This is a genomic window from Rhodococcus sp. NPDC003322 (assembly GCF_053589555.1).
Map to the genome: position 1 here is coordinate 484,089 of NZ_JBSFSC010000004.1, position 21,771 is coordinate 505,859.

The following is a 21,771-nucleotide window of genomic DNA, read 5'->3' on the forward strand; positions in this document are numbered from 1 at the left end:
AAATGTGCGCGTGAGCGTACCGACAGGTCTATTTGATGGGCGCTGATTGCGAAAATGTCTGCCGCGCAAGGAAATCGATGATCATCGACGGGGATGTAGCCGCCCGGTAGCGGCCTCGACCGGAGGGAGTCGAGACGAATGTCGTGGCCGGTGGGTGGCCGCGTCGGGGTTCGGGTGTGGGGTTACTCGGGGGTGTCTGCGTTCTCGCGGCCGAGCAGTCGGTCGACGACCTTGCGGTGCAGTTCGGGTTCGGGCTGGGGGAGGCCCATCAGCGCGGCGAGATAGATGCCGTCGCCGACGAGGCGGACGATCTCGGCCCGGACCGGGTCGTCGATCTCGGCTTTCAGTCCGTCGTCCCAGGACCGCATCATCTCGATCACGGCCTGCTGCACCTCGCCGTGCCGGCCGTCGACCGAGCGCAGGGCCGCGATCGTGGACTGGAACAGCGCGAGTTCGTTGGTGGCGCCGGTGTCCATCGTCTGCAGGTACCACTCGGCCACCGAACGGCCGGACTCCGTCAACTGCTGGTCGGAGCGCTCGCCGAGCCGGCGCACCATGCCGGCGAGCAGCGCCTCCTTGGAGTGGAAGTGGTAGAGCAGTCCACCCTTGGAGACGCCGGCCTCGGCGGCGACGGATTCGAGGGTGACCTGGGCGAGTCCGCGGGTGAGCAGCAGCTTCTCGAGTGCGTCGAGAATGCGGTCGCGGGTGCTGGGCGCGGGGGCGTCTGTCACGGGAATCACTGTACCGGCTGGACGGTTGGCTGTTAGCATGGAGCGGCTACTGTACCGGCTGGACGGTTCAGTACGACATCCGTCGCCAATCTCGGAACCGAGGGGAGTCCTTCCGTGTCTGTCATCGCAGACCGCGCACAGTCGTCCGTCATCGCCGACCCCGGCCGGGCCACGCCACGCGACTGGCTCGGGCTGGTGGTGCTGGCGCTGGCTGTGCTGCTGATCTCGGTCGACGGCACAGTGCTCGACCTCGCGCTGCCGTTCATCAGTGCGGACCTGGCGCCGACCAGTACTCAGCTGCTGTGGGTCATCGACGTCTACTCCTTCGTCCTCGCCGGTCTGCTCGTGACGATGGGCACGCTCGGCGACCGGATCGGTCGGCGTCGTCTCCTGCTGATCGGCGCGGTCGGCTTCGGGCTCGCGTCCGCGCTGGCCGCGTTCGCGGTCTCCCCGGAAATGCTGATCGCCGCGCGTGCCCTGCAGGGCGTGGCCGGTGCGACGTTGATGCCTGCCACGCTCGGCCTGATCCGCACGATGTTCGTCGATCGGCGCCAGCGCACGACGGCCATCGCGGTCTGGGGTGCGATGGCGGGCGGCGGCGCGGCTGCCGGCCCGCTGATCGGCGGCTGGCTGCTCGAGCACTTCTGGTGGGGTTCGGTGTTCCTGGTGAACCTGCCGGTGATGCTCGTACTGATCATGTTCGGGCCGTTGGTGATTCGCGAGTCCAAGGATCCGAACCCGGGACGCTTCGACCTGCCGAGCGCCGCGCTGTCGATGCTGGCGATGATCCCCCTCGTGTATTCGATCAAGGAGTCCGTCGCGCACGGACCGACGTGGACGCTGGCGGCGGTCGGCGCGATCGGCCTGGTCGCGGGCTGGGCCTTCGTGCACCGTCAGCGCGTGCTCGATGCGCCGATGCTCGACCTGAGCCTGTTCGGCCGGCCTGCGTTCACGACCGGTGTTCTGACGAATCTGCTGTCGATCTTCGCGTTCGCCGGCGTGCTGTTCTTCGGCTCGCAGTACCTGCAGCTGGTGCTCGGGTACACGCCGCTGGAGGCCGGTCTGCTGATGCTGCCCGGAACCGCGATGAACATCGTGTTCTCGCTGCTCGCAGCGTGGTTCGTGCGGCGCTGGCAGCCGGGCACCGTCCTCGCTTCCGGCCTGGCGGTCTCCGCGCTCGGCGCGGCGGCGTTGACGTTGCTGCGTGCCGACGGCGGCCCCGCCGCGTTCGTCGTCGGATTCGTGCTGTGCGGAATCGGTGTCGGTATCGCGCTGACGTTGACCTCCGACCTCGTCGTCGGTTCGGTGGAATCGGATCGTGCGGGTGCCGCCTCCGCGGTGTCGGAGACCGCCTACGAACTGGGTATCGCGCTCGGTGTCGCGGTTCTCGGCAGCGTGGTCCTCGCGATCTTCCGGGGCAGGCTCGACGTCTCCGGTCTGGACGAGGCCGCGGCGCACGCCGCGCAGGAGACCCTCGGCGGGGCGGTCGTCGTCGCGGAGCAGGCGCCGGACGCGGTGGGCGCCGCGCTGCTCGAGTCCGCCCAGCACGCCTTCGTCAGCGGCACGCATCTGGCGGCAGTGATCACCGCCTGCGTGCTGGCCCTCAACGCGGTGCTGGTGTACCGGATCATGAACCGGAGCTCCTAGGCCGCGGTGCTGCCGGGCCGCGGTGTTCTTCGGGTGCGGCCGGAGAGCGACGTGTCGCCATTTGAGTAGATGATGAATAGGTGACCGACGGCAAGAGGGCCCACCGCTCGACGCTGCGCGCGGAGCAGGCCGCCCGGACCCGTGTCACGGTGCTCGACGCCGCGACCCGGTGCTTTCTCCGCGACGGATACGCGGCGACCACGATGAAGCGGATCGCCGCCGAGGCGGGTGTCGCGCCGCAGACGGTCTTCGCGCACGGCGGCAAGTCCACACTGTTGCTCGCCGCCGTCGACCGCGTGCTGGCCGGTGACGACGAGCGGGTCGCGCCACGCGATCGGGACGTCTTCCTCGGCGTGGTCACCGCGCGGTCCAAGTCCGCCAAGCTCGCCGCCCTGCGCCGCGTCGTCGAGACCCGGCCTGCCGCTGAGGCGGGGCTGGTGCGGGAGTTTCGGCGAGCGGCCGGCGGCGACGCCGCGATCGCGGCCGCCTGGGCCGACTACGAACAGCGGCGCTACGCGGGCCTGCATGCCCTCGTCGCCTCGTTCGGGCCCCTCCTGCGGGACGGCCTCGACGTCGACGGGGCGACCGACATCGCGTGGTCGGTGTTCACCTCCGCGACCGGAGACATGTTCGTGAGTGGCAGGGGATGGTCGACGGCCGAGTACGCGCGCTGGCTCGCGGATGCGGTGGATCGGCTGCTGCTGCGCTAGTGGCCGGGGCCGGGTCCGGGGCCGGCGTCGAGCACGACGAACGAGTGTCCGGGGACGACGGTCGCGGCACCGGTCGCGTCCTGGGTCGGTGGATCCCACCACAACAGCGGGGTGCCGCCGGCCGGGACCGTCACCGGATCGGGCCCGAGATTGCACGCGACGCGAATCATGCTTCGGTGCAGCACGATCCACCGTGCATCCTCGTCGTAGGCCACGTCGAGACGGTCGAGCCACGGGTCGCTGAGCTCGGCCCGCTCCGCCCGCAGTGCCAGCAGGTCCCGGTACGTCCGCAGCAGCCGGGAGTGCGGTTGCGTCTCGAGTTCGGTCCAGTCGAGTTTCGATCGCAGGAAGGTCTGCGGATCCTGTGGATCGGGAATCTCGGTGGCCGGCCAGCCGTGGGCGGCGAACTCCGCGATCCGTCCTGCCGCGGTCGCGGCGGCGAGTTCCGGTTCCGGATGCGAGGTGAAGAACCGGAACGGCGTGCTCGCGCCCCACTCCTCGCCCATGAACAGCATCGGCGTGTACGGGGAGCACAGGATCAGCGCAGCCTTGATCGCGAGCTGCCCGACCGTGAGGTACTCGCCCGGCCGGTCGCCGGTGGCGCGGTTGCCGATCTGGTCGTGCGTACAGGTGTACGCGAGCAGCGCGCTCGCCGGGGTGCGCCGCACATCGATCGGCCGGCCGTGGACACGGCCGCGGAAGCTGGAGTAGGTGCCCGCATGGAAGAACCCCTGGCGCAGGGTGGTGGCGAGGCACTGCAGTGAGCCGAAATCGCCGTAGTATCCCTGCCTTTCGCCGGACACCGCGGCGTGCACCGCATGATGGACGTCGTCGTCCCATTGGGCGTGCAGGCCGTACCCTCCGGCGGACCGGGGTGTGATCAGCATGGGGTCGTTGAGGTCGGACTCGGCGATCAGGGTCAGGGGCCGGTTCAGGTGTGTCGACAGCGCCTCGGTTTCGACGGCCAGCTCCTCGAGCAGGTGAGTGGCGGTGCGATCGTGCAGGGCGTGCACGGCGTCCAGTCGCAGGCCGTCGATGTGGAACTCGCGCAGCCAGCGCAGTGCGTTGTCGATGATGTACCGGCGTACCGGGCCGGACTGCGGACCGTCCAGGTTGGGGGATGCGCCCCAGGTGTTGAGTCCGGTCGACAGGTAGGGGCCGAACCGGTCGAGATAATTGCCGGACGGACCGAGGTGGTTGTAGACGACGTCGAGAATCACGCCGAGTCCGCGGCGGTGGCAGGCGTCGACGAAACGCTGGAGTCCGTCCGGGCCGCCGTACGGCTCGTGGACCGTGTACCAGAGCACCCCGTCGTAGCCCCAGTTGTGCTCGCCGTTGACGCCGTTGACCGGCATCAGTTCCACGAAGCCGACACCGAGATCGACCAGGTGGTCGAGGCGGTGGACCGCGGAGTCGAAGGTGCCCTCCGCGGTGAACGTGCCGACGTGCAGTTCGTAGACGGCGCTGCCGGCGAGCCGGCGGCCGGTCCAGGTGGAGTCGGTCCAGCCGCCGGGGTCGACGGCGTGCAGCATCGACGGCGCGTGCACCCCTTCCGGCTGCCGCGCAGAGCGCGGGTCGGGCAGCACGGTGGGGTCGTCGTCGAGGACGAACCCGTACCGGCTCTCGGCGTCGGCGTCCACATCGGCGTGCCACCAGTCGTCCTCGTCCCGGGTCATCGGGTGCGTCGCCCCGTCGAGATGAAGGCGCACCTGTCGGGGTGTCGGGGCCCAGACCTCGAAGTGCCGTGTTCCGCTCATCGGTCCAGGATGCCGGACTCGACCCGGGAGCGGAGACCCCCAAATTTGGTCAATCGTTCAATTGGTTGGTTGTCCAGTTGATTTGATTGCGCGCTAACACTTGGCTAACCCTAGATCTTGTGACACGCTCACGAGGAATTCGGTGTAAGTTCCAATTCGAATTGATTGCGCGTTGATCAAGGCTCGAGCTGTGCGGTATGGGGCATCGCACAGCGAAGGTTGATGCGTCAGTCAATTACAGGTCAGCTAACCGGGGAGGGTTGTTGAACGTGGCATATGTGAGTACATGGCGTCGGGACGGTGTCGGAGCGGAGCCGGGTGGGTCCTGGCGGAGTGTCGAGGCGCTCGAGTCGTGCGCCGTGCCGGGGTGTTCGCGATCCGTCGGTGCCGCGGGTGACGCGTGCGCGAGATGCCGGTCCGCCTACGGGGACGTGATGGGCTTCGGAGGCTGGACGTCGGCTCGTGCCGAATGCTGGCTCTGCGGTGGGCACGCGACCGTCGCCGGTGCCGCCTGCCGCGACTGCGCGTCGGTCGTCGACCGCACGAGCCCGGTGGCCGCGGGGCTCGGATGCGTCGGTGCCTTCGGCACAGTTCCGGTCCGCCGGACGGGGTAGCGAGTTCGCCTGTCGTCGGCATTGCCGTTCGCCTGAAGGGCGGCGTCCCTGCTCTTCGGCGCGCTGTCCGGGTGCCGTCGAGTCCTGGCCGGACTGATCGGGCGCTTGGTGAAACGGTTCTCGGGCGCGTCGGATCTTCCTGTCGTTTCGTGCGCTTCCATGAAAGCCGTTGTATCCGAGTTTGATCCGTGTTCCATTGGATGGTTGTGCTGTCCGCGGATTCGGCGCGCCCTGCCGCGATGTGGTGGCCCGTGGCGAAATCGTCGACGGTCTGAGTGCACTTTCACCCCTCGGTGTCGTCGTCTCTCGGTCAGCCTGGCACGAGGGGCTGCGGACGTCGGTGAGGGGGAGGTGACGCAGGCGTGTCGGAGTCGTTCGATCACGCGCGGAGTGGGCGACGGGTGAACTCGGCGGGGGTTCCGTCGGCGCCGGCCGGTGGGGTGACATCGGCGTCAAGCTGTGTCAGGATAACCCTGACAAATTTGTCAGACGAACCCTGACAGGAGTTGTGATGAGCAGTGTGATCGAGCGCGCGCTCGCCGCTGATGTGACGGCGCAGGCATCGGCGGTCACGGTGGCCGCGCTGGCCGAGGTGGGCAGGCAAGCCGATCTGATCGTCGGGGCGGGACCACTGCCGGGCACCCCGGAGTGGGAGGCGGAGGAGGGGACCGACATTCCGCTCGAGCGGCAGCTCGCGTGGCAGCTCACCTCGCTGCGGCTGCAGTTGGCGGCCGGTCTGGATTGCGCCGACACGGTGGTCGTGCTGCGGGCCGGCGGTGTCACGTGGGCGTTGATCGCCCGCGCCGCGGGAATCACCCGGCAGTCCGCGCACGAGCGCTGGGGCGGCCGGGTCCGCGAGATCCTCGATCGCCACGGCGAGGGCATGCCCGACAGCGTCGCGGACGACGAACCGCCGACCGGATAGCGTCCCGGTCGGCGGTTCGGTGGAGATCGGCTGAGGTCGGCGGGCGGCGTTGCCGCACCGGGCGCGATGCGGCGTTGCCGCACCGGGCGCGATGCGGCGTTGCCGCACCGGGCGCGATGCGGCGTTGCCGCACCGGGCGAGTCAGCGAGCGGCGTTGCCCAGGTCGATCGGCATGTTGATGCCGGTGATGTGGTGCGCCTCTTCCGAGCACAGGAAGGCCACCACGTTCGCGACGTCCTCGGGCTCGCTGAAGCCGTACGGAAGCGACGGCATGAAGGCGGGGGCGAGGGTGTCGGAGAACTGCTCGAGCAGCGGCAGCATGTCGGACATGATCATGCCGGTGTTCACGCCGAAGGGGTGGACGCTGTTGACGCGGATCCGGTGCATGCCGAGCTCGTTCGCCATGGTGCGCGTCAGGCCGGCGATGCCGGCCTTGCTGGCGACGTAGTGGCCGACGAAGGGGGCGCCCTTGAGGCTGGAGACGGAGCTGGTGACGACGATGGACCCGCCCTCGCCCTGTTCGATCAGCTTCGGGATCGACGCCTTGCAGGTGTGGAACACGCCGGTCAGGTTGACGTCGATGGTCTCCTTCCACTGTTCGAGGGTGATCTCCCAGGACAGCGCGGAGGAGCAGATGCCGGCATTGGCGACGACGTGGTCGAGGCGCCCGAACGCCTCGAGGCCGGCGTCGAGGGCGGCGGTGACGGCGTCGAAGTCGCGGACGTCGGCCTTGGTCGCGACGATCTTGCGGCCCTGCTCCTCGACCAGGCGGACGGTCTCGGCGAGGTCCTCCTCGGTGGCGCCCTCGTACGGGGTGGACGCGAACTTCGTGCACGCGTCGAGCGCAATGATGTCGGCGCCCTCGGACGCGAACTTCACGGCCTCTGCCCTGCCCTGCCCGCGGGCGGCGCCCGTGATGAATGCGACCTTGCCTTCGAACCGATTGCCCATGTCGTCGAAATCCTTCGTTAGCCGTGATCAGTTGTGCCGTGGCTCACGGTAGGCGCTGAAACGGCACGGCGTGCCGGTTTGTCTCGTTGGGTGGTATGTCGCCCGTCACTCTCGGACCAGCAGCGCGACCCAACGGCGGGCGAACAGGGTTGCGAGCTCGGCGTAGCCGTCGAAACCGTGACCGGTCAGCCGGTCGGTCCATCTGCCGGGGGGAAGCGGCAGCACGGTGTCGTCCCAGCCCCGCTCGAACAGTCGGACCGTGAACCGGGCGGACACCGCGATCACCTCCTCTCCGCGCAGGAACCCGACCAGGTGATCGGCGGCGGGTCCGTCCGCGAGGACGGGCGAGTACGAGGCACCCACGAAGCACCACGGCCGCTCCCGACGCAACCGCAGGGACTCCCGGACGACGAGGAGCTTGCCCGCCTCGTCGACGGCCCCGCCCGGATACAGCCCGGCGAGCAGCCGGCGACGCACGTCGAAGCCGACCGGCCGCCGATTGTCCGGGTCGACGAGCGAGTCCTCCCACAGCTCGGTGCCCTGGTACACATCCGGAATGCCGGGTCCGGTCAGCTGCAGCAGTTTCTGGCCGGCGGACACGATCCGCCCGTGCGGGGCCAGTCGCCGAACGAACGCCGACATCGACCGCGCCACCGGTCCGCCCAGCACCGCGTCGATCCAGTCGTGCACCCGCGTCTCGTACTGCTCGTTCACCGCCGCCCAGTCGGTGTGTACCGCGGCCTCGCGGACCGCCTTCGTCGCGTATTCGTGGAGCCGGCGATGCAGGGTGGTGGTCGGGTCGCCGGTGGCAGGCCAGATTCCGAACATGGTCTGCCACAACAGCAGTCCGGTCACCGGGTCGGGGCTGGGGGCGAGCTCCTCCCATTCGCGCACCGCCCGGGCCCAGGCGTCGGGCGCCTGCGACAGGACACCGATCCGCGCGCGCACGTCCTCGCCGCGTTTCGTGTCGTGCGTCGACAATGTCGTCATCGCCGCCGGCCACCGACGTGCCCGCTCGGCCTGCATCAGGTGGAACTGCGGGACCGGGATCGCGAACCGGCCCGGATCTCCGCCGACCTCCTGGAGTGAGGTCAGCCGGGCGGTGCGGTAGAACAGTCGGTCCTCGACGGCCTTGGCCGTCGCCGCGCCGCACACCTGCTGCAGCCGCACCGCGGCCTCCCGGTTCGCGAGCAGTGCCCGTGTCACGATCGAGAGCGTCCCCGTCAGGTCGGGCCGGGCGTCGGCGGCTGCGGCGACTGCGGCACCGAGCAGTCCGGCACCGGTCCGGTAGTCGGTCCGGTAGGTGGGTATGCGGGCCACCGTCTCGATCAGCGCCTCGGTGAGGGGTGCGGTGTCCACGACCGCGCCGGCGCGGATCGTCTCGGCCAGCCGCCGCACCTCCGGCGCCAGGCCGCCGCGGAGCACCTCGATCTTCGCCGCATGTTCGGCGGCGGCCAGCGCGTCGGCGTCGCCGGCGTCGCCGGTCCGCTCCCGGTGCAGCGCGGTGAGCGGTCCGGCGCCGGCCGGGTCGAGGAACACGCCGCCGAACTCGGCGAGGGCGTCGTAGCCGGTGGTTCCGTTCACCGGGAGGGTTGGGTCGAGGTGTTCTCCGGGGGTGAGGATCTTCTCGATGACCAGCCAGCGGTTCGGCCCGACCAGATCCCGCAGTTCGGTCAGATACCGGGTGGGATCGGCGAGACCGTCCGGGTGATCGACGCGCACACCGTCGACCAGATCCTCCGTGAACCAGGAGGCCGGTTCGCGGTGCGTAGCGGCGAAGACCGCGGGATCCTCCTGACGCAGCGCGGCCAGCGAGTCGACGGTGAAGAAGCGGCGGTACCCGATCCGTCCGCTGCGCCAGGACACGAGTTCGTACGCCTGTCGGGCGTGCACCAGAGCGGGATCGTCGCCCTCGGTGCCGGGCGCGATCGGGTACCGGTGCTCGTGATAGGTCAGGACCGGCTCCGGGCCGGTGGCGTCGACCCGCAGCGCGTCGACGCCGTCGTCGCCGAGGAGCGGGATCGCGATCCGTTCCCGTGTCCAGTCGATGTCGAACCAGCGGGCGTGTTCCGAGTCGCGACCGAACCGCAGTACGTCCCACCACCACCTGTTCTGGTCGGGCCTGTCGACGCCGACGTGGTTCGGGACCAGATCGACCACCACGCCCATCGCCCGCCGGCGCAGATCCGCGACCAGCGCCTCCAGCGCTCGCCGGCCGCCGAGCGCTTCCGAGACGGTGGTCGGGTCGGTGACGTCGTAGCCGTGCGCCGAACCGTTGACGGCCGTCAACAGCGGGGAGAGGTAGACGTGGGACACGCCGAGTTCCTCGAGGTAGTCGGCCAGCTCGCGAACCTGGTCCAGGGTCAGCGAATCCGGTCTCAACTGGAGTCGGTACGTCGACGTGATCGGCTCCAACGTCTCACTCCGCCCGGCGCAGAACGGTCAGTGATCGTGCCGGCACCTTCAGCGCCGCCCCGCCGTCGATCCTCGCATCGGACTGTCCGGTCGCCACCGCGGTGTCGAGCACGACCTCCCACTGCCAACCCGAACCGCCGTACGGCACGGTGAACTCCAGGTCCTCGTCGTGCGCGTTGAAGCACAGGAGGAACGAGTCGTCGGTCACCGGTTCGCCGCGGTGGTCCGGCTCCCGGATCGCGTCACCGTTGAGGTAGGCGCTCAGGGACTTGCCGAAGCCGCTGCCCCAGTCCTGCTCCGTCATCTCGACGCCGTTCGGCGTCAGCCACGCGATGTCACGGGCGTTGCCGCCCTGCACCGGCCGGCCCTCGAAGAATCTGCGCCGTCGGAAGACGGGATGCGCGCTCCGCAGTGCGATCACGCGTCGAGTGAACTCGAGCAGGTCCGAATTCGTCCGAGCCAGGCTCCAATCCATCCACGACAGGGGGGAGTCCTGGCAGTACACGTTGTTGTTGCCGGACTGGGTGCGGCCCATCTCGTCGCCGTGCGCGAGCATCGGGGTGCCCTGGCTGAGGAACAGTGTGGCGAGGATGTTGCGGCGCTGGCGGGCCCGCAGTTCGAGGATCTCGGGGTCGTCGGTCGGGCCCTCCACCCCGCAGTTCCAGGACCGGTTGTGGCTCTCCCCGTCCCGGTTGTCCTCGCCGTTGGCGAGATTGTGTTTCTCGTTGTAGGACACCAGGTCCGCGAGGGTGAACCCGTCGTGCGCGGTGACGAAGTTGATGCTCGCACTCGGCCGGCGGCCCGTCGCCTCGTACAGGTCCGACGAGCCGGTCAGCCGGGACGCGAACTCGCCCAGCGTCGCCGGCTCACCCCGCCAGTAGTCGCGGACGGTGTCGCGGTACTTGCCGTTCCACTCCGTCCACAGGCCCGGGAAGTTGCCGACCTGGTAGCCACCCTCGCCGACGTCCCACGGTTCGGCGATCAGCTTGACCTGGCTGACGATCGGATCCTGCTGCACCAGATCGAAGAACGCCGAGAGTCGGTCCACGTCGTGCAGTTCGCGGGCCAGCGTCGATGCCAGATCGAACCGGAACCCGTCGACGTGCATCTCGGTCACCCAGTAGCGAAGTGAGTCCATGATCAGTTGCAGGGTGTGCGGGTGCCGGGCGTTGAGGCTGTTGCCGGTGCCGGTGTAGTCCATGTACGCCGACTTGTCGTCGTCGACGAGTCGGTAGTAGGCGGCATTGTCGATGCCGCGGAAGTTCAGGGTCGGGCCGTCGTGATTGCCCTCGGCGGTGTGGTTGTAGACCACGTCGAGGATCACCTCGATGCCGGCCGCGTGGTACGCCCGCACCATCGCCTTGAACTCCGCGACCGCGCCGGACGCCTTCGCCGCCGACGAGTACCCCACATGAGGGGCGAGGAACCCGAAGGTGTTGTAGCCCCAGTAGTTTCGCAGTCCCTGGTCGATCAGCACCTGGTCGTGGAGGAACTGGTGTACCGGCATCAACTCGATCGCCGTCACCCCGAGCCCGGCCAGGTGGTCGATCACCACCGGATGCGCGAGACCGGCGTACGTGCCTCGAAGCTCCTGCGGGACACCGGGATGTGTCGCGGTCATTCCCTTCACGTGCGCCTCGTAGATGACCGTCTCGTGGTAGGGCCTGCGGGGTGCCCTGTCGGACTGCCAGTCGAAGTACGGGTTGATCACCACGGTGGTCATGGTGTGGCCGAGGGAGTCCTCGCCGAACGTGCGCAATACGTAGTCGCCGGGGGTACCCCCTGCACGGAGTGCTTGGGGGCCGAAGGCGCCGTCGAACGCCTTGCCGTACGGGTCGAGCAGCAGCTTCGACGCGTCGGCCCGCAGTCCCTGCTCGGGGTCGAACGGGCCGTGCACCCGGTAGCCGTACCGCTGGCCCGGCACCACACCGGGCAGGTAGGCGTGCCAGACGTAGCCGTCCACCTCGGTCAGCGGGATCCGCTCCTCGCTGCCGTCCCGTGCGATCAGGCACAGCTCGACCGCCTCGGCGACCTCCGAGAACAGGGAGAAGTTGGTGCCGGCGCCGTCGTACGTCGCGCCGAGCGGATAGGCGTTGCCCGGCCACACGGATCGGGGTGCGGACGGTGCGGCGTCGGACATGGACTCGACCCTAGTGTCAGTCGGGCCGCGCCGTCGGACGGACGGGTGCCGGGCCGGCGCTCACCGTCGCGCCGGATCCGACTCCGTCGGGTAACGCCCTATGCCCTCCAGTAGCCGGTGAACTGCACGTGGTCCTTGGGGAAGTCGCGTTCGCCGACGAGGTGACGGCGGAGCGAGGTCACCAGCGCGGCCTCGCCTGCGAGCCACGCATAGGTGCGGGCCGGCTGGAGGTCGAGTTCGGACAGGGCGCGGTACGTCGCGTCCGCGCCCGCGGTCCGGGTCACGGTGACCCCGGCGGGGGCGGGGATGGGGAGGTCGAGGCCCGGTCCTCCGTCGACGAGCACGAGTTCGCCCTCTGCGTCGCGGGGGAGTGTCTCGGCCAGCCGGGTCAGGGCGGGAAGGGCCGTGGCGTCGCCGACGGCGAGGATCCGCTCGGTGCGGGGCAGCGCGCGGCTCACCCTCGGCCCCACGACTCCGATGGGTGTGCCCGGCCGGGCGCGCCGCGCCCAGTCGGTCGCGACGCCCACGTCGTGCAGGATCACGTCCACGACCAGTCCCGTCGAGTCGAGGCGGCGCACGGTGTACTCGCGGTAGATCACGTCGGGGTTCACCGGCATCACGAAGCCGCCGTCGCCGGCCACCTCCGGCAGCGCGATCGGCTCGGTTCCCGGCTGGGGGAAGAACAGGATGGCGACATCGTCGAACCCGGTGCTGACGACGGCCGGATGTCGGCCTGCGTCGTCGGTGAACGCGCCGAGCTGGGGTCCGGCGAGGTGAAGGCGCACGAGTCGCGGCTCCACCTGGGTGATGCGCGCGAGCTGCAACATTCGCACGCACGTCGGATGTGGTGTCTCGGAGCGGAATCGCGAGATCGCGCGGCGGGACTTCTCGCTGCTCATGCCGCGGGTGCTGTAGGGCGTGGGGGTTGGGCAGGCATGAGGCGACGATAACGCCAGAAGTTAGATTTCCCTAGCCTAAGTAGCTTGACCTAAGGTGACCCTATGTTCGGTTCACACGGAAGCTCGGCGCGCGTGAAACTCGGCGTCGCCGCGGCGATCTCAGCGCTCCTACTGGCCGCCTGCGGCACCTCCTCGACGGACGACGTCGCGGAATCCGATCAGGCCTACACCGTCGCCCATGCGATGGGGGAAACCACCCTGCCGGGTGTGCCCGAGCGCGTCGTCGTCATCGACTCGCCGCATCTCGACGCCCTCGTCGCCCTCGGCATCACGCCTGTCGGGGCGACGGAATCGGGTGCGGGGGAGGGCTTCCCGGGATACCTCGCGGACGACCTCGACGGCACGAAGAGCGTCGGGGCCACAGTCGAGCCCGACATCGAAGCCATCGCGGCTCTCGAACCCGACCTCATCATCGGTTCGAAGGTGCGGCACGAGAAGCTCTACGACCAGCTCTCGGCGATCGCGCCGACCGTCTACTCGGTGAATTCCGGTACCGAATGGCAGGAGCAGGCCCGCGTCACGGCGGCCGCGGTCAACGAGAGTGGCGAGATGGACGCGCTCCTGACCGAGCTGACCGACCGAGCGACCGCGGTGGGCAAGGACGTCGGCGCCGCCGGACGTACCGCGTCCATGGTGCGATTCCGGCCGACCAACTTCCGGCTGTACGGCCCGAGCACCTTCTCGGGCTCGATCCTGACCCAGGTCGGCTTCGACCTCGGTGAACGTGGCTGGAACGAGTACTCCATGCTCGAGCTCAGCCCCGAGCGCTACGCAGAGATCGACGGCGACGTCGTGTTCTACACGAACCCCGGGGGCGACCCGAACACGACCACCATGGGCACCGTGACCGGGCTCTGGGGTTCGCTCCCCGCGGTGCAGGGCGGTAAGACCTTCGAGTTCGACGACGAGACGTGGATGGTCGGCATCGGTGTGGTGGGTGCGAACGTCATCCTCGACCAGCTCGGCGAGGCGCTCGGCTGACGTTCGACCCTTCCGATCCGGTCACCACCAGCCGGTGGCCACGCCGAGTCGGCGATCCAGTTCGGGGGCGAGGCTGCGGACGTAGGCGGTGGTGAGGTGGTCTCCGTCGCGGTAGATCAGGCGGTTTCCCTCGACGACGCGGCAGCGGTCCGCGCGGCACACCGCGTCCGACAGATCCAGCGGGAACACCGTCGGCAGGTGCGCGGACGCCGCTTCGGCCGGATCCACGACGTCCAGGACCGCGGCCCGGTCGACGCCGCAGGTGTCGGCGTTGCCACCGTGCGCGAGACAGTCGGGTGCGCGATAGGCGATGCCGTTCTCCGACAACCACGGGGTGTCGCGCACAACCGTCATCGGCAGGCCGAGCGTGGCCATTCGGTCCCACACCCGCACGTAGCCGTCCGGGGTGTAGTCGCCGCCGACGTCGTCCGGGCGGGGACGGGTCGAGGTGCTGAACACCAGGTCGGGTGGTGACGCCTCCAGTTCGTCGAGCACCGTTGCGGTCCACCGCTCGCACTCGCCGTTCGCAGTGTCTTCGTCTACCGGCAGGATCGCCGGACATCCCACCTTCAGGTAGGTGTCGATGCGCAGGCCACGGTCGTGGGCGATGCTCTCGAGCGCGGGCAGCCAGTGTTCGGAGTGCGATCCGCCGATCAGTGCCACCGTGCGCGCCGCGTCGGATTCGCCGTACGAGCAGCGGATCACCTCGACCACCTCGTCGGTCGCCAGGCAGCCGTCGGCCCACGACGACGGGACGTCGAGATGCGCGACGAACCGGTTCGGCTGCTCTCCCCGCTCCGGAACATCGACGCCGTCGACGAGGACCGCCGCGCCCGGGTAGTCGCGGGGGTCGAGGTCGGCGATGTGGGCGACCTCGACCGAGCGGTTCGCGATGGTGCCGATCCAGCCCGTCGCCGTCGCGAACACCGCCACCGCGAGCGCCCCGACCCCGGCGACGAGTGCCGTCCGGCGCGGCGACGGGGCCCCGCGCCGGATCGGCTCCTCGACCAGGCGGGTCGTCAGATGCGCCAGCACCAGGGAGAGTCCGATCACCACCAGGCCGCCGCGCAGCCCGATGCGCTCACGGTCGGTGAGGACCAGCGCGAAGATCAGCAGCGGCCAGTGCCACAGGTACAGCGAGTAGGCGACGTCGCCCAGCCGGCGCAGCGGGGCCGAGCCGAGCAGCCGGGTGGCCCGGGCGTCCGCACCCGCTGCCGCACCGGCGACGACGATCGCGGCGGTCGCCGCGACCGGCACCAGTGCCCACGGCCCGGGGAAGTCGTGCCTGCCGTCGAGCAGGACCCCGGTGCCTGCGACGACGACGAGCCCGACCACGCCGAGCAGCACCCGTGCCTGCCTCGGCACCCGGATCCACGGCATCGCGCAGGCGAGCAGGCCCCCGGCGAGCAGTTCCCACAAGCGGGCGCCCGTGTCGTAGTACATCCAGGTCTGCGGCTGCGCACCGGACGCCGCGTAGCAGAAGGAGACCGCGGTTGCGACCGCGAGGATCGCGGTGATCGGACCGCGGACCGCGACACCGCGCAGCCGCAGCAGCCACGCACTCGCGAACACCGCCGTCAGCGCGAGCAGGTAGAACTGCCCCTGCACCGAGATCGACCACAGATGCTGCAGTGGACTCACCGACGGATCCGCCGCGAGATAGTCGGCTGCGGTGCGGGCCAATTGCCAGTTCTGCCCGAAAAGCAGTGCGGCCCGGCTCTGTTCGGCCAGCGCCAGCCACGCGGTCGGTGCCAGCAACAACGCGCCGGCGACCGCCGTCGCGGCCACCACGACGGCGAGCGGCGCGAGCAGCCGGCGAGCGGTTCGCGCCAGGATCGGCCGCGGATCGAGCGGCGACGACGATTCCGCCGCCCGCACCAGCGAACCGACGAAGAAGAACCCCGACAGCATCAGGAACACGTCGACGCCGCCGGACACCCGGCCGAACCAGACGTGGAAGAGCACCACCAGCGCTATCGCGAGGCCGCGCAGGCCGTCGAGGTCGGCGCGGCGCGTCGAGCCGGCTTGTCGGGCCGAGGCTTCGACGGGTGCGGCTGTACGGGCAGGCAACTCTCTCCCTGTGGTTGCGACGAGCTGAACGCGCGGTGAACGGTGCGTGCGGGGTTCGACGGACGAGTGTAGGTGGTACCGGTGGGCCCACTTACCGCAGGCGTTCGCACGGACTTCGCCGCGCGGAGTCCCGGCCCGTCGCGGCTCGTCGGGGGTCGCTATCGTCGGGCGACGTGACCTCGCGCTACTCGTCCGACCGCATCTCCGCCATCGACGCCGCCCACCTGTGGCATCCGTACGGGGCGTTCCCGGCCGGCACCGAGCCGCTCGTCGTGTCGGCCGCCCGGGGGACTCGGCTCATCCTCGCCGACGGCCGGGAACTCGTCGACGGCATGAGCTCGTGGTGGGCGGCCGTGCACGGCTACCGGCACCCCGTTCTCGACGCCGCCGTGACCGACCAGCTCGGCCGGATGAGTCACGTCATGTTCGGCGGGCTCACCCACGAACCCGCCGCCCGGCTGGCGGAGCTGCTCGTCGCGATCACCCCCGACGCGCTCGACAAGGTGTTCCTCGCCGACTCCGGATCGGTGTCCGTCGAGGTCTCGATCAAGATCGCCATGCAGTACCAGCGGGCGATCGGGCGACCCGAGCGGCACCGGCTGCTGACCTGGCGCGGCGGCTACCACGGGGACACGTTCGCGCCGATGAGCGTGTGCGACCCGGACGGCGGCATGCACTCGATTTGGACCGACGTGCTGGCGCGGCAGGTGTTCGCGCCCGCGCCGCCCCGTGACTTCGACCCGACCTACGTCGCCGAGTTCGAGGCGATCCTCACCGAGCACTCCGCCGAACTGGCCGCCGTCATCGTCGAACCGGTCGTGCAGGGCGCGGGCGGCATGCGTTTCCACGACCCCCGGTACCTGGCCGAGCTGCGCCGGATGTGCGACGAGCACGGACTGCTGCTGATCTTCGACGAGATCGCCACCGGCTTCGGTCGCACCGGTGAACTGTTCGCCGCCGACCACGCCGGTGTCGCACCCGACATCATGACGGTCGGCAAGGCCCTGACCGGTGGCTACCTGACGCTCGCCGCGGTGCTGTGCACCTCCGCGATCGCCGAGGCGATCAGCGCGGGGGAGGGCGGCGGCGTCATGCACGGTCCGACGTTCATGGGCAACCCGCTCGCGTGTGCGGTGGCCGTCGCGGCGGTGCAACTGTTGCTGTCGCGGGATTGGCGATCGGAGGTCGCTGCGCTGGGTGAGGGTCTCGATGCCGGGCTGGAGCCGGCGCGGACGCTGCCCGGCGTCGCGGACGTGCGCACGTTCGGCGGCATCGGCGTGATCGAGATGACGGAGCCGGTCGACATGCGCGCCGCCACCGCCGCGGCCGTCGACGCCGGCGTGTGGCTGCGGCCGTTCGGCAAGCTGATCTACGCGATGCCGCCGTTCATCTGCACGCCCGACGATGTCGCGACCATCGCGGCCGGCATGGTCGCCGCCGCGCGCAGCCAGCAGTGAGTTTCCGCTCGATGCGAGGTCCGTGGCCTACTTGAACGCTGTACTTGAACGGCGTTCAGGTACGCTCCCGTGCCATGACCGCTGCACTGAGTTGGCTCGACGAGATCGCGGACGCGCGTCGCGCGGCCGGTCTGCATCGCACGCTGCGGCCGCGGACGGCCGGTTCGCCGCTCGTCGACCTCGCCTCCAACGACTACCTCGGCCTCACCCGGCACCCCGAGGTGCTCGACGCCGCGGCGACCGCCCTGCGCCGCTGGGGCGGTGGCTCGACCGGTTCGCGCCTCGTCACCGGCACCACCGCCGAACATGAACTCCTCGAGCGTGAACTCGCCGAGTTCGTCGGCGCCGAATCCGGACTGGTGTTCGCCAGCGGGTACGCCGCCAACCTCGGCGCCGTCGCCGCACTGGCCGGCCGGGACGCGCTGATCGTCTCCGACGCCGGCTGCCACGCCTCGCTCGTCGACGCGTGCCGGCTGTCGCGGTCGCGGGTGGTGGTCACCCCGCACGCCGACGTGGACGCCGTCGCGACCGCGCTCGCCTCCCGCGCCGAACCGCGCGCCCTCGTGCTCACCGACTCGGTGTTCAGTGCCGACGGCGACCTCGCGCCGCTGCGGGACCTGCACCGGGTGTGCCGCGAACACGGCGCATTGCTGCTGGTCGACGAGGCGCACGGCGTCGGGGTGCGCGGCGACGGTGGCCGCGGCCTGGTGCACGAGGCCGGGCTCGCCGGTCAGTCAGACGTGGTGGTCACCGCGACCCTGTCGAAATCGCTTGCCGCCCAGGGCGGAGTGGTGCTCGCCGACGACCGCGTCCGCACGCACCTGATCGACACCGCCCGCACCTTCATCTTCGACACTGGCCTCGCGCCCGCCGCGGTCGGCGCCGCCCGCGGCGCGCTGGCCGTGCTGCGCCGCGAACCCGAGCGGGCGGCGGCCGTCCTCGACCGCGCACGCGACCTCGCCCGCATCACCGCGGCCGGTGAGCCGGAATCCGCGGTGGTGTCGGTGATTCTCGGCGACCCGCAGGTCGCGTACGACGCGTCGCTCGCGTGCCGCGACCGTGGGTTGCACGTCGGCTGCTTCCGGCCGCCGTCGGTGCCCGCCGGCACTTCCCGGCTGCGGCTGACGGCCCGCGCGAACCTCACCCCGTCCGACATGACGGTGATCGAGTCCGTGCTCACAGACGTGCTCTCCTCGGCCGAGTCGACCCCGGGCGTTTCGGCGGCCCACGCGTGACCATCCTGTGCGTCACCGGTACGTCGACGGATGTCGGCAAGACCGTCGTCACCGCGACGCTGGCCGCGCGGGCCCTGCTCGCCGGGCTGTCCGTTGCGGTGTGCAAGCCGGCGCAGACCGGGATCGCTGTCGACGAGCCCGGGGATCTGGCTGAAGTGCAACGGCTTTCGGGTGTCCTGGACGTTCTCGAGCTGGTCCGCTACCCGGAGCCGCTGGCGCCGGACACCGCCGCCCGGCGGGCCGGCATGCCGCTGCTCAGGCGCGCGGACGTGGTGTCGGCGGTCCGCGGGCTCGACGCCTCCCACGACCTGACCCTCGTCGAGGGCGCCGGGGGACTGCTGGTGCGCCTCGGTTCGGGGGGATTCACCCTCGCCGACGTCGCTGCAGACCTCGACGCGCCACTGGTGTTGGTCGCCGCCGCCGGGCTGGGCACCCTCAATCACAGCGCGCTGACCGTTGCGGCCGCGCGGCAGGCAGGCGTCGATTGCGTCGGGACGGTGATCGGGTCGTGGCCGGAGGATCCCGACCTGGCCATGCGGTGCAACCTCGCGGACCTCGCCGAGGTGACGGGGGTGCCGCTGCTCGGCCGGATTCCGGAGGGGGCGGGCAGACTGGGCCCGGACGAGTTCGCTGCGGCGGCGCCGGGCTGGTTCGATACCGATCCGATCGCCGCCCGGCCGCTCAGTGCGGCACCGGGCAGCCGCTGCCGTATCCGACGGGGAAGTGCTTGATTCCGTTGAGCCATCCCGACCGCAGCCGCTGCGGATCACCGAGCCGGCTGATGTCAGGGAGCCGGTCGGCGATCGCGTCGAAGATCAGGCCGATTTCCATCCGGGCCAGGTTCGCGCCGAGGCAGTAGTGGGGGCCCGAGCCGCCGAAACCGAGGTGCGGGTTGGGGTCGCGGGTGATGTCGAAGGTGGTCGGGTTGTCGAACACCTCCTCGTCGAAGTTCGCCGACGCGTAGAACATCGCGACCCGGTCGCCCTCGCGGATCAGCTGCCCGCCCAGCGTCGTGTCCGCCGTCGCGGTCCGCTGGAAGGACGTCACCGGGGTCGCCCAGCGCACGATCTCGTCCGCGGTGGTCGCCGGACGTTCCCGCTTGAACAGCTCCCACTGGTCGGGGTGGTCGAGGAACGCGATCATGCCGTGGGTGATCGCGTTGCGGGTGGTCTCGTTGCCTGCCACGGCGAGCAACAGCACGAAGAACCCGAACTCCTCGGGTGTCAGTTCGTCGCCGTCCACGTCCGCCTGGATCAGGGTGGTGACGATGTCGTTCGCCGGACACCGGCGCCGCTCGTCGGCCATGCCGTAGGCGTAGCCGATCAGCTGGGCGACGGCGTCCATGGGGTCGACGTCGTACTCCGGGTCGGCGCCGCCGATCATGTCGTTGGACCAGTCGAACACCTTCCTGCGGTCCTCCTGCGGGATGCCGATCAGTTCCGCGATCGCCTGCAGGGGCAGCTCGGCGGCGATGTCGGTGACGAAGTCGCCACTGCGGGCGTCGGTGCCCGCGGCCCCGGCGACGATCCGCTCGGCCCGGTCCGTCAGCGCCGCCCGCAGGCTCTCGATCGCGCGCGGTGTGAAGCCGCGGGCGACCAGTTTGCGAAGCTTCGTGTGCTCGGGTGCGTCCTTGTTCAGCATGATCAGCCGCTGGGACTCGAACGTCTCCCGGTCCACGTCGTCGTTCAACCGGACCAGGGCCCCGTTTCGCCAGCTGGAGAACAGTTCGCCGTCGCGGGAGATCGCCCGGACGTCCGCGTGCCGGGTGACCACCCAGTACCCCTCGTCCGGGAATCCGCCGACGTTTCGGGGCTGGGGATTCCACCACACCGGGCAGCTACGGCGCAGAGCCGCCAGCGCCTCGTGGGGGACGCCCGCCGTGTACACGGCGGGGTCGGTGAAGTCGTAGCCCGGCGGAAGATCGACGGCCGGCGCGGTCGCGTGGTCGGGCACCGTTTCGTGGGACACTGCCGAGTCCTTTCGGATCGCAGGCGAGTGCAAAGCATCTGCCGTACTGTGAGTGTCATCACATCATCTGTGGTCGGAGGTTCGAATGTCCACCAGCGAAATGATGGAGCTGCACCGCACAATCGGTCACCTGCGCCAGTGTGTCGGGTCGTTGCGGACGATGTACGGGGACGCGTCGGCCGTCCGCCGGCTCGCCAACGACGTCGAACGCCTCGGCATCGACGCCAGTGACCTCGACGAATCGCCGCCTCGCCTGGCGCATCCGGTCGCCGCCTCGGAGCGGGTCGGGGTGCCCGAGGGTCCCTACGACCAGGCACTGTGGCAGGGTGCCGACGACGAGGGCGTCGGCGGTCACCCGCACGAGCGGTGAGCGCACCGGCGAGAACCACGACCGGGGTCCGGTCGCCGGAGCGCGCGTCGATCGCGGCGCGCACTCTGCGAACGGACATCTGGTGGCGTCCGCCGCTGCTGACCACGATCGGCCTGGCGGTCTTCGTGGTGTACGCGACGATCCGCTCCTTCGTGCGGACCGCGTACTGGGTGGACGAGTACCACTACCTGACGCCGTTCTACTCGCCGTGCGTCAGCGCGTCGTGCGCGCCGGGGTCCACCCATTTCGGGGTGTGGGTGGGCGAACTGCCGATGTGGATCCCGCTCGCCTTCCTGTCGCTGCCGTTCCTGCTTGGGTTCCGGCTCACCTGCTACTACTACCGCAAGGCCTACTACCGATCGATCTGGCTGGCGCCGCCCGCGTGCGCCGTCGCGGAACCGCACGCCCGGTACACCGGCGAGACCCGGCTGCCGCTGATCGTGCAGAACTCGCACCGGTACTTCTTCTACGTCGCGCTGGTCGTCTCGGCGATCAACACCTATGACGCGGTCCTCGCGTTCCACGGCCCCGCAGGCGGATTCGGGTTCGGCCTCGGCACCGTGATCATCGTGGTCAACGTGATCCTGCTGTGGGCGTACACCGTCTCCTGTCACTCGTGCAGGCACGCCACCGGCGGCCGGCTCAAGCACTTCTCCGCCCACCCCGTCCGGTACCGGTTGTGGACCTGGGTGAGCCGGCTCAACACCCGGCACATGCAGTTGGCCTGGACCACCCTCGCCACGCTGATGATCACCGACTTCTACATCATGCTCGTCGCCAGCGGGACCATCTCGGACCTGCGATTCGTCAACTGACGGGTCTGCCAAACGATCGGGACAGA

The 21,771-nt window shown here is 70.0% G+C and carries 17 protein-coding genes; 9 read left to right on the plus strand and 8 right to left on the minus strand.

What is annotated here, in order from left to right; genetic code table 11:
- Positions 1-182: 182 nt before the first annotated feature.
- Positions 183-770, minus strand: a complete 588-nt coding sequence (locus ACWDUM_RS18570) for a TetR/AcrR family transcriptional regulator (protein WP_450135054.1) — start codon at positions 768-770, stop codon at positions 183-185.
- Positions 771-845: 75 nt separating this feature from the next.
- Between ACWDUM_RS18570 and ACWDUM_RS18575 the strand changes: the two genes are divergently transcribed.
- Both ACWDUM_RS18575 and ACWDUM_RS18580 read left to right on the plus strand, forming a co-directional pair.
- Entirely contained in the window at positions 846-2,378 is a 1,533-nt protein-coding gene (locus tag ACWDUM_RS18575) for an MFS transporter (RefSeq protein WP_450135055.1), read from the plus strand.
- Between the two features lie 80 nt (positions 2,379-2,458).
- Positions 2,459-3,088 carry a TetR/AcrR family transcriptional regulator gene (locus tag ACWDUM_RS18580; RefSeq protein WP_450135056.1) on the plus strand — a complete coding sequence of 210 codons (630 nt, stop codon included), beginning with the start codon at positions 2,459-2,461 and terminating at the stop codon, positions 3,086-3,088.
- Here ACWDUM_RS18580 and treZ read toward each other — a convergent pair.
- The gene (gene treZ, locus ACWDUM_RS18585; protein WP_450135057.1) at positions 3,085-4,845 is read right to left on the minus strand and encodes a malto-oligosyltrehalose trehalohydrolase; all 1,761 of its coding nucleotides are present in this window, start codon (positions 4,843-4,845) and stop codon (positions 3,085-3,087) included. The genes ACWDUM_RS18580 and treZ overlap by 4 nt on opposite strands.
- Before the next feature lie 1,125 nt (positions 4,846-5,970).
- Here treZ and ACWDUM_RS18590 point away from each other — a divergent pair.
- Entirely contained in the window at positions 5,971-6,384 is a 414-nt protein-coding gene (locus ACWDUM_RS18590) for a hypothetical protein (RefSeq protein WP_450114763.1), read from the plus strand.
- A 141-nt stretch (positions 6,385-6,525) separates the two neighbouring features.
- Here ACWDUM_RS18590 and ACWDUM_RS18595 read toward each other — a convergent pair whose 3' ends face one another.
- The 4 genes from ACWDUM_RS18595 to ACWDUM_RS18610 all read right to left on the minus strand — a co-directional run bounded on the left by ACWDUM_RS18595 (position 6,526) and on the right by ACWDUM_RS18610 (position 12,789).
- Positions 6,526-7,335, minus strand: a complete 810-nt coding sequence (locus ACWDUM_RS18595; protein ID WP_450135058.1) for a mycofactocin-coupled SDR family oxidoreductase — start codon at positions 7,333-7,335, stop codon at positions 6,526-6,528.
- 105 nt (positions 7,336-7,440) lie between these two features.
- Positions 7,441-9,750 carry a malto-oligosyltrehalose synthase gene (treY, locus tag ACWDUM_RS18600; RefSeq protein WP_450135059.1) on the minus strand — a complete coding sequence of 770 codons (2,310 nt, stop codon included), beginning with the start codon at positions 9,748-9,750 and terminating at the stop codon, positions 7,441-7,443.
- A 4-nt stretch (positions 9,751-9,754) separates the two neighbouring features.
- Positions 9,755-11,890 (minus strand): glycogen debranching protein GlgX, encoded by a 2,136-nt coding sequence (gene glgX, locus ACWDUM_RS18605; RefSeq protein WP_450135060.1) that lies wholly within the window; start codon positions 11,888-11,890, stop codon positions 9,755-9,757.
- 98 nt (positions 11,891-11,988) lie between these two features.
- On the minus strand, positions 11,989-12,789 hold the full coding sequence (locus ACWDUM_RS18610; protein ID WP_450135061.1) for a siderophore-interacting protein: 801 nt from the start codon (positions 12,787-12,789) through the stop codon (positions 11,989-11,991).
- A 102-nt stretch (positions 12,790-12,891) separates the two neighbouring features.
- On the opposite strand from ACWDUM_RS18610, the gene ACWDUM_RS18615 reads away from it, so the two are divergent.
- Positions 12,892-13,830, plus strand: coding sequence for an ABC transporter substrate-binding protein (locus ACWDUM_RS18615; RefSeq protein WP_450135062.1), 939 nt, complete (start codon positions 12,892-12,894; stop codon positions 13,828-13,830).
- 21 nt (positions 13,831-13,851) lie between these two features.
- Here ACWDUM_RS18615 and ACWDUM_RS18620 read toward each other — a convergent pair whose 3' ends face one another.
- A complete protein-coding gene (locus ACWDUM_RS18620; RefSeq protein ID WP_450135063.1) occupies positions 13,852-15,900 on the minus strand; it encodes an acyltransferase family protein in 2,049 nt (682 codons plus the stop codon).
- Positions 15,901-16,073: 173 nt separating this feature from the next.
- Here ACWDUM_RS18620 and ACWDUM_RS18625 point away from each other — a divergent pair, with 173 nt between their 5' ends.
- The 3 genes from ACWDUM_RS18625 to bioD all read left to right on the plus strand — a co-directional run bounded on the left by ACWDUM_RS18625 (position 16,074) and on the right by bioD (position 19,323).
- Positions 16,074-17,357: an adenosylmethionine--8-amino-7-oxononanoate transaminase gene (locus tag ACWDUM_RS18625; RefSeq protein WP_450135064.1), complete on the plus strand. Its 1,284-nt coding sequence runs from the start codon at positions 16,074-16,076 to the stop codon at positions 17,355-17,357.
- Between the two features lie 74 nt (positions 17,358-17,431).
- On the plus strand, positions 17,432-18,592 hold the full coding sequence (locus ACWDUM_RS18630) for an 8-amino-7-oxononanoate synthase (protein WP_450135065.1): 1,161 nt from the start codon (positions 17,432-17,434) through the stop codon (positions 18,590-18,592).
- Entirely contained in the window at positions 18,589-19,323 is a 735-nt protein-coding gene (bioD, locus tag ACWDUM_RS18635; protein WP_450135066.1) for a dethiobiotin synthase, read from the plus strand. Before ACWDUM_RS18630 ends, bioD begins: the two co-directional genes overlap by 4 nt.
- On the opposite strand, the gene ACWDUM_RS18640 is transcribed toward bioD, so the two are convergent.
- Positions 19,274-20,560 carry a cytochrome P450 gene (locus ACWDUM_RS18640; protein WP_450135067.1) on the minus strand — a complete coding sequence of 429 codons (1,287 nt, stop codon included), beginning with the start codon at positions 20,558-20,560 and terminating at the stop codon, positions 19,274-19,276. The two genes, bioD and ACWDUM_RS18640, sit on opposite strands and share 50 nt — an antisense overlap.
- A gap of 85 nt (positions 20,561-20,645) precedes the next feature.
- Between ACWDUM_RS18640 and ACWDUM_RS18645 the strand changes: the two genes are divergently transcribed.
- On the plus strand, positions 20,646-20,930 hold the full coding sequence (locus ACWDUM_RS18645) for a hypothetical protein (protein WP_450114774.1): 285 nt from the start codon (positions 20,646-20,648) through the stop codon (positions 20,928-20,930).
- Entirely contained in the window at positions 20,927-21,745 is an 819-nt protein-coding gene (locus ACWDUM_RS18650; RefSeq protein WP_450114775.1) for a hypothetical protein, read from the plus strand. The genes ACWDUM_RS18645 and ACWDUM_RS18650 overlap by 4 nt, the downstream gene beginning before the upstream one ends.
- Positions 21,746-21,771: the final 26 nt, after the last annotated feature.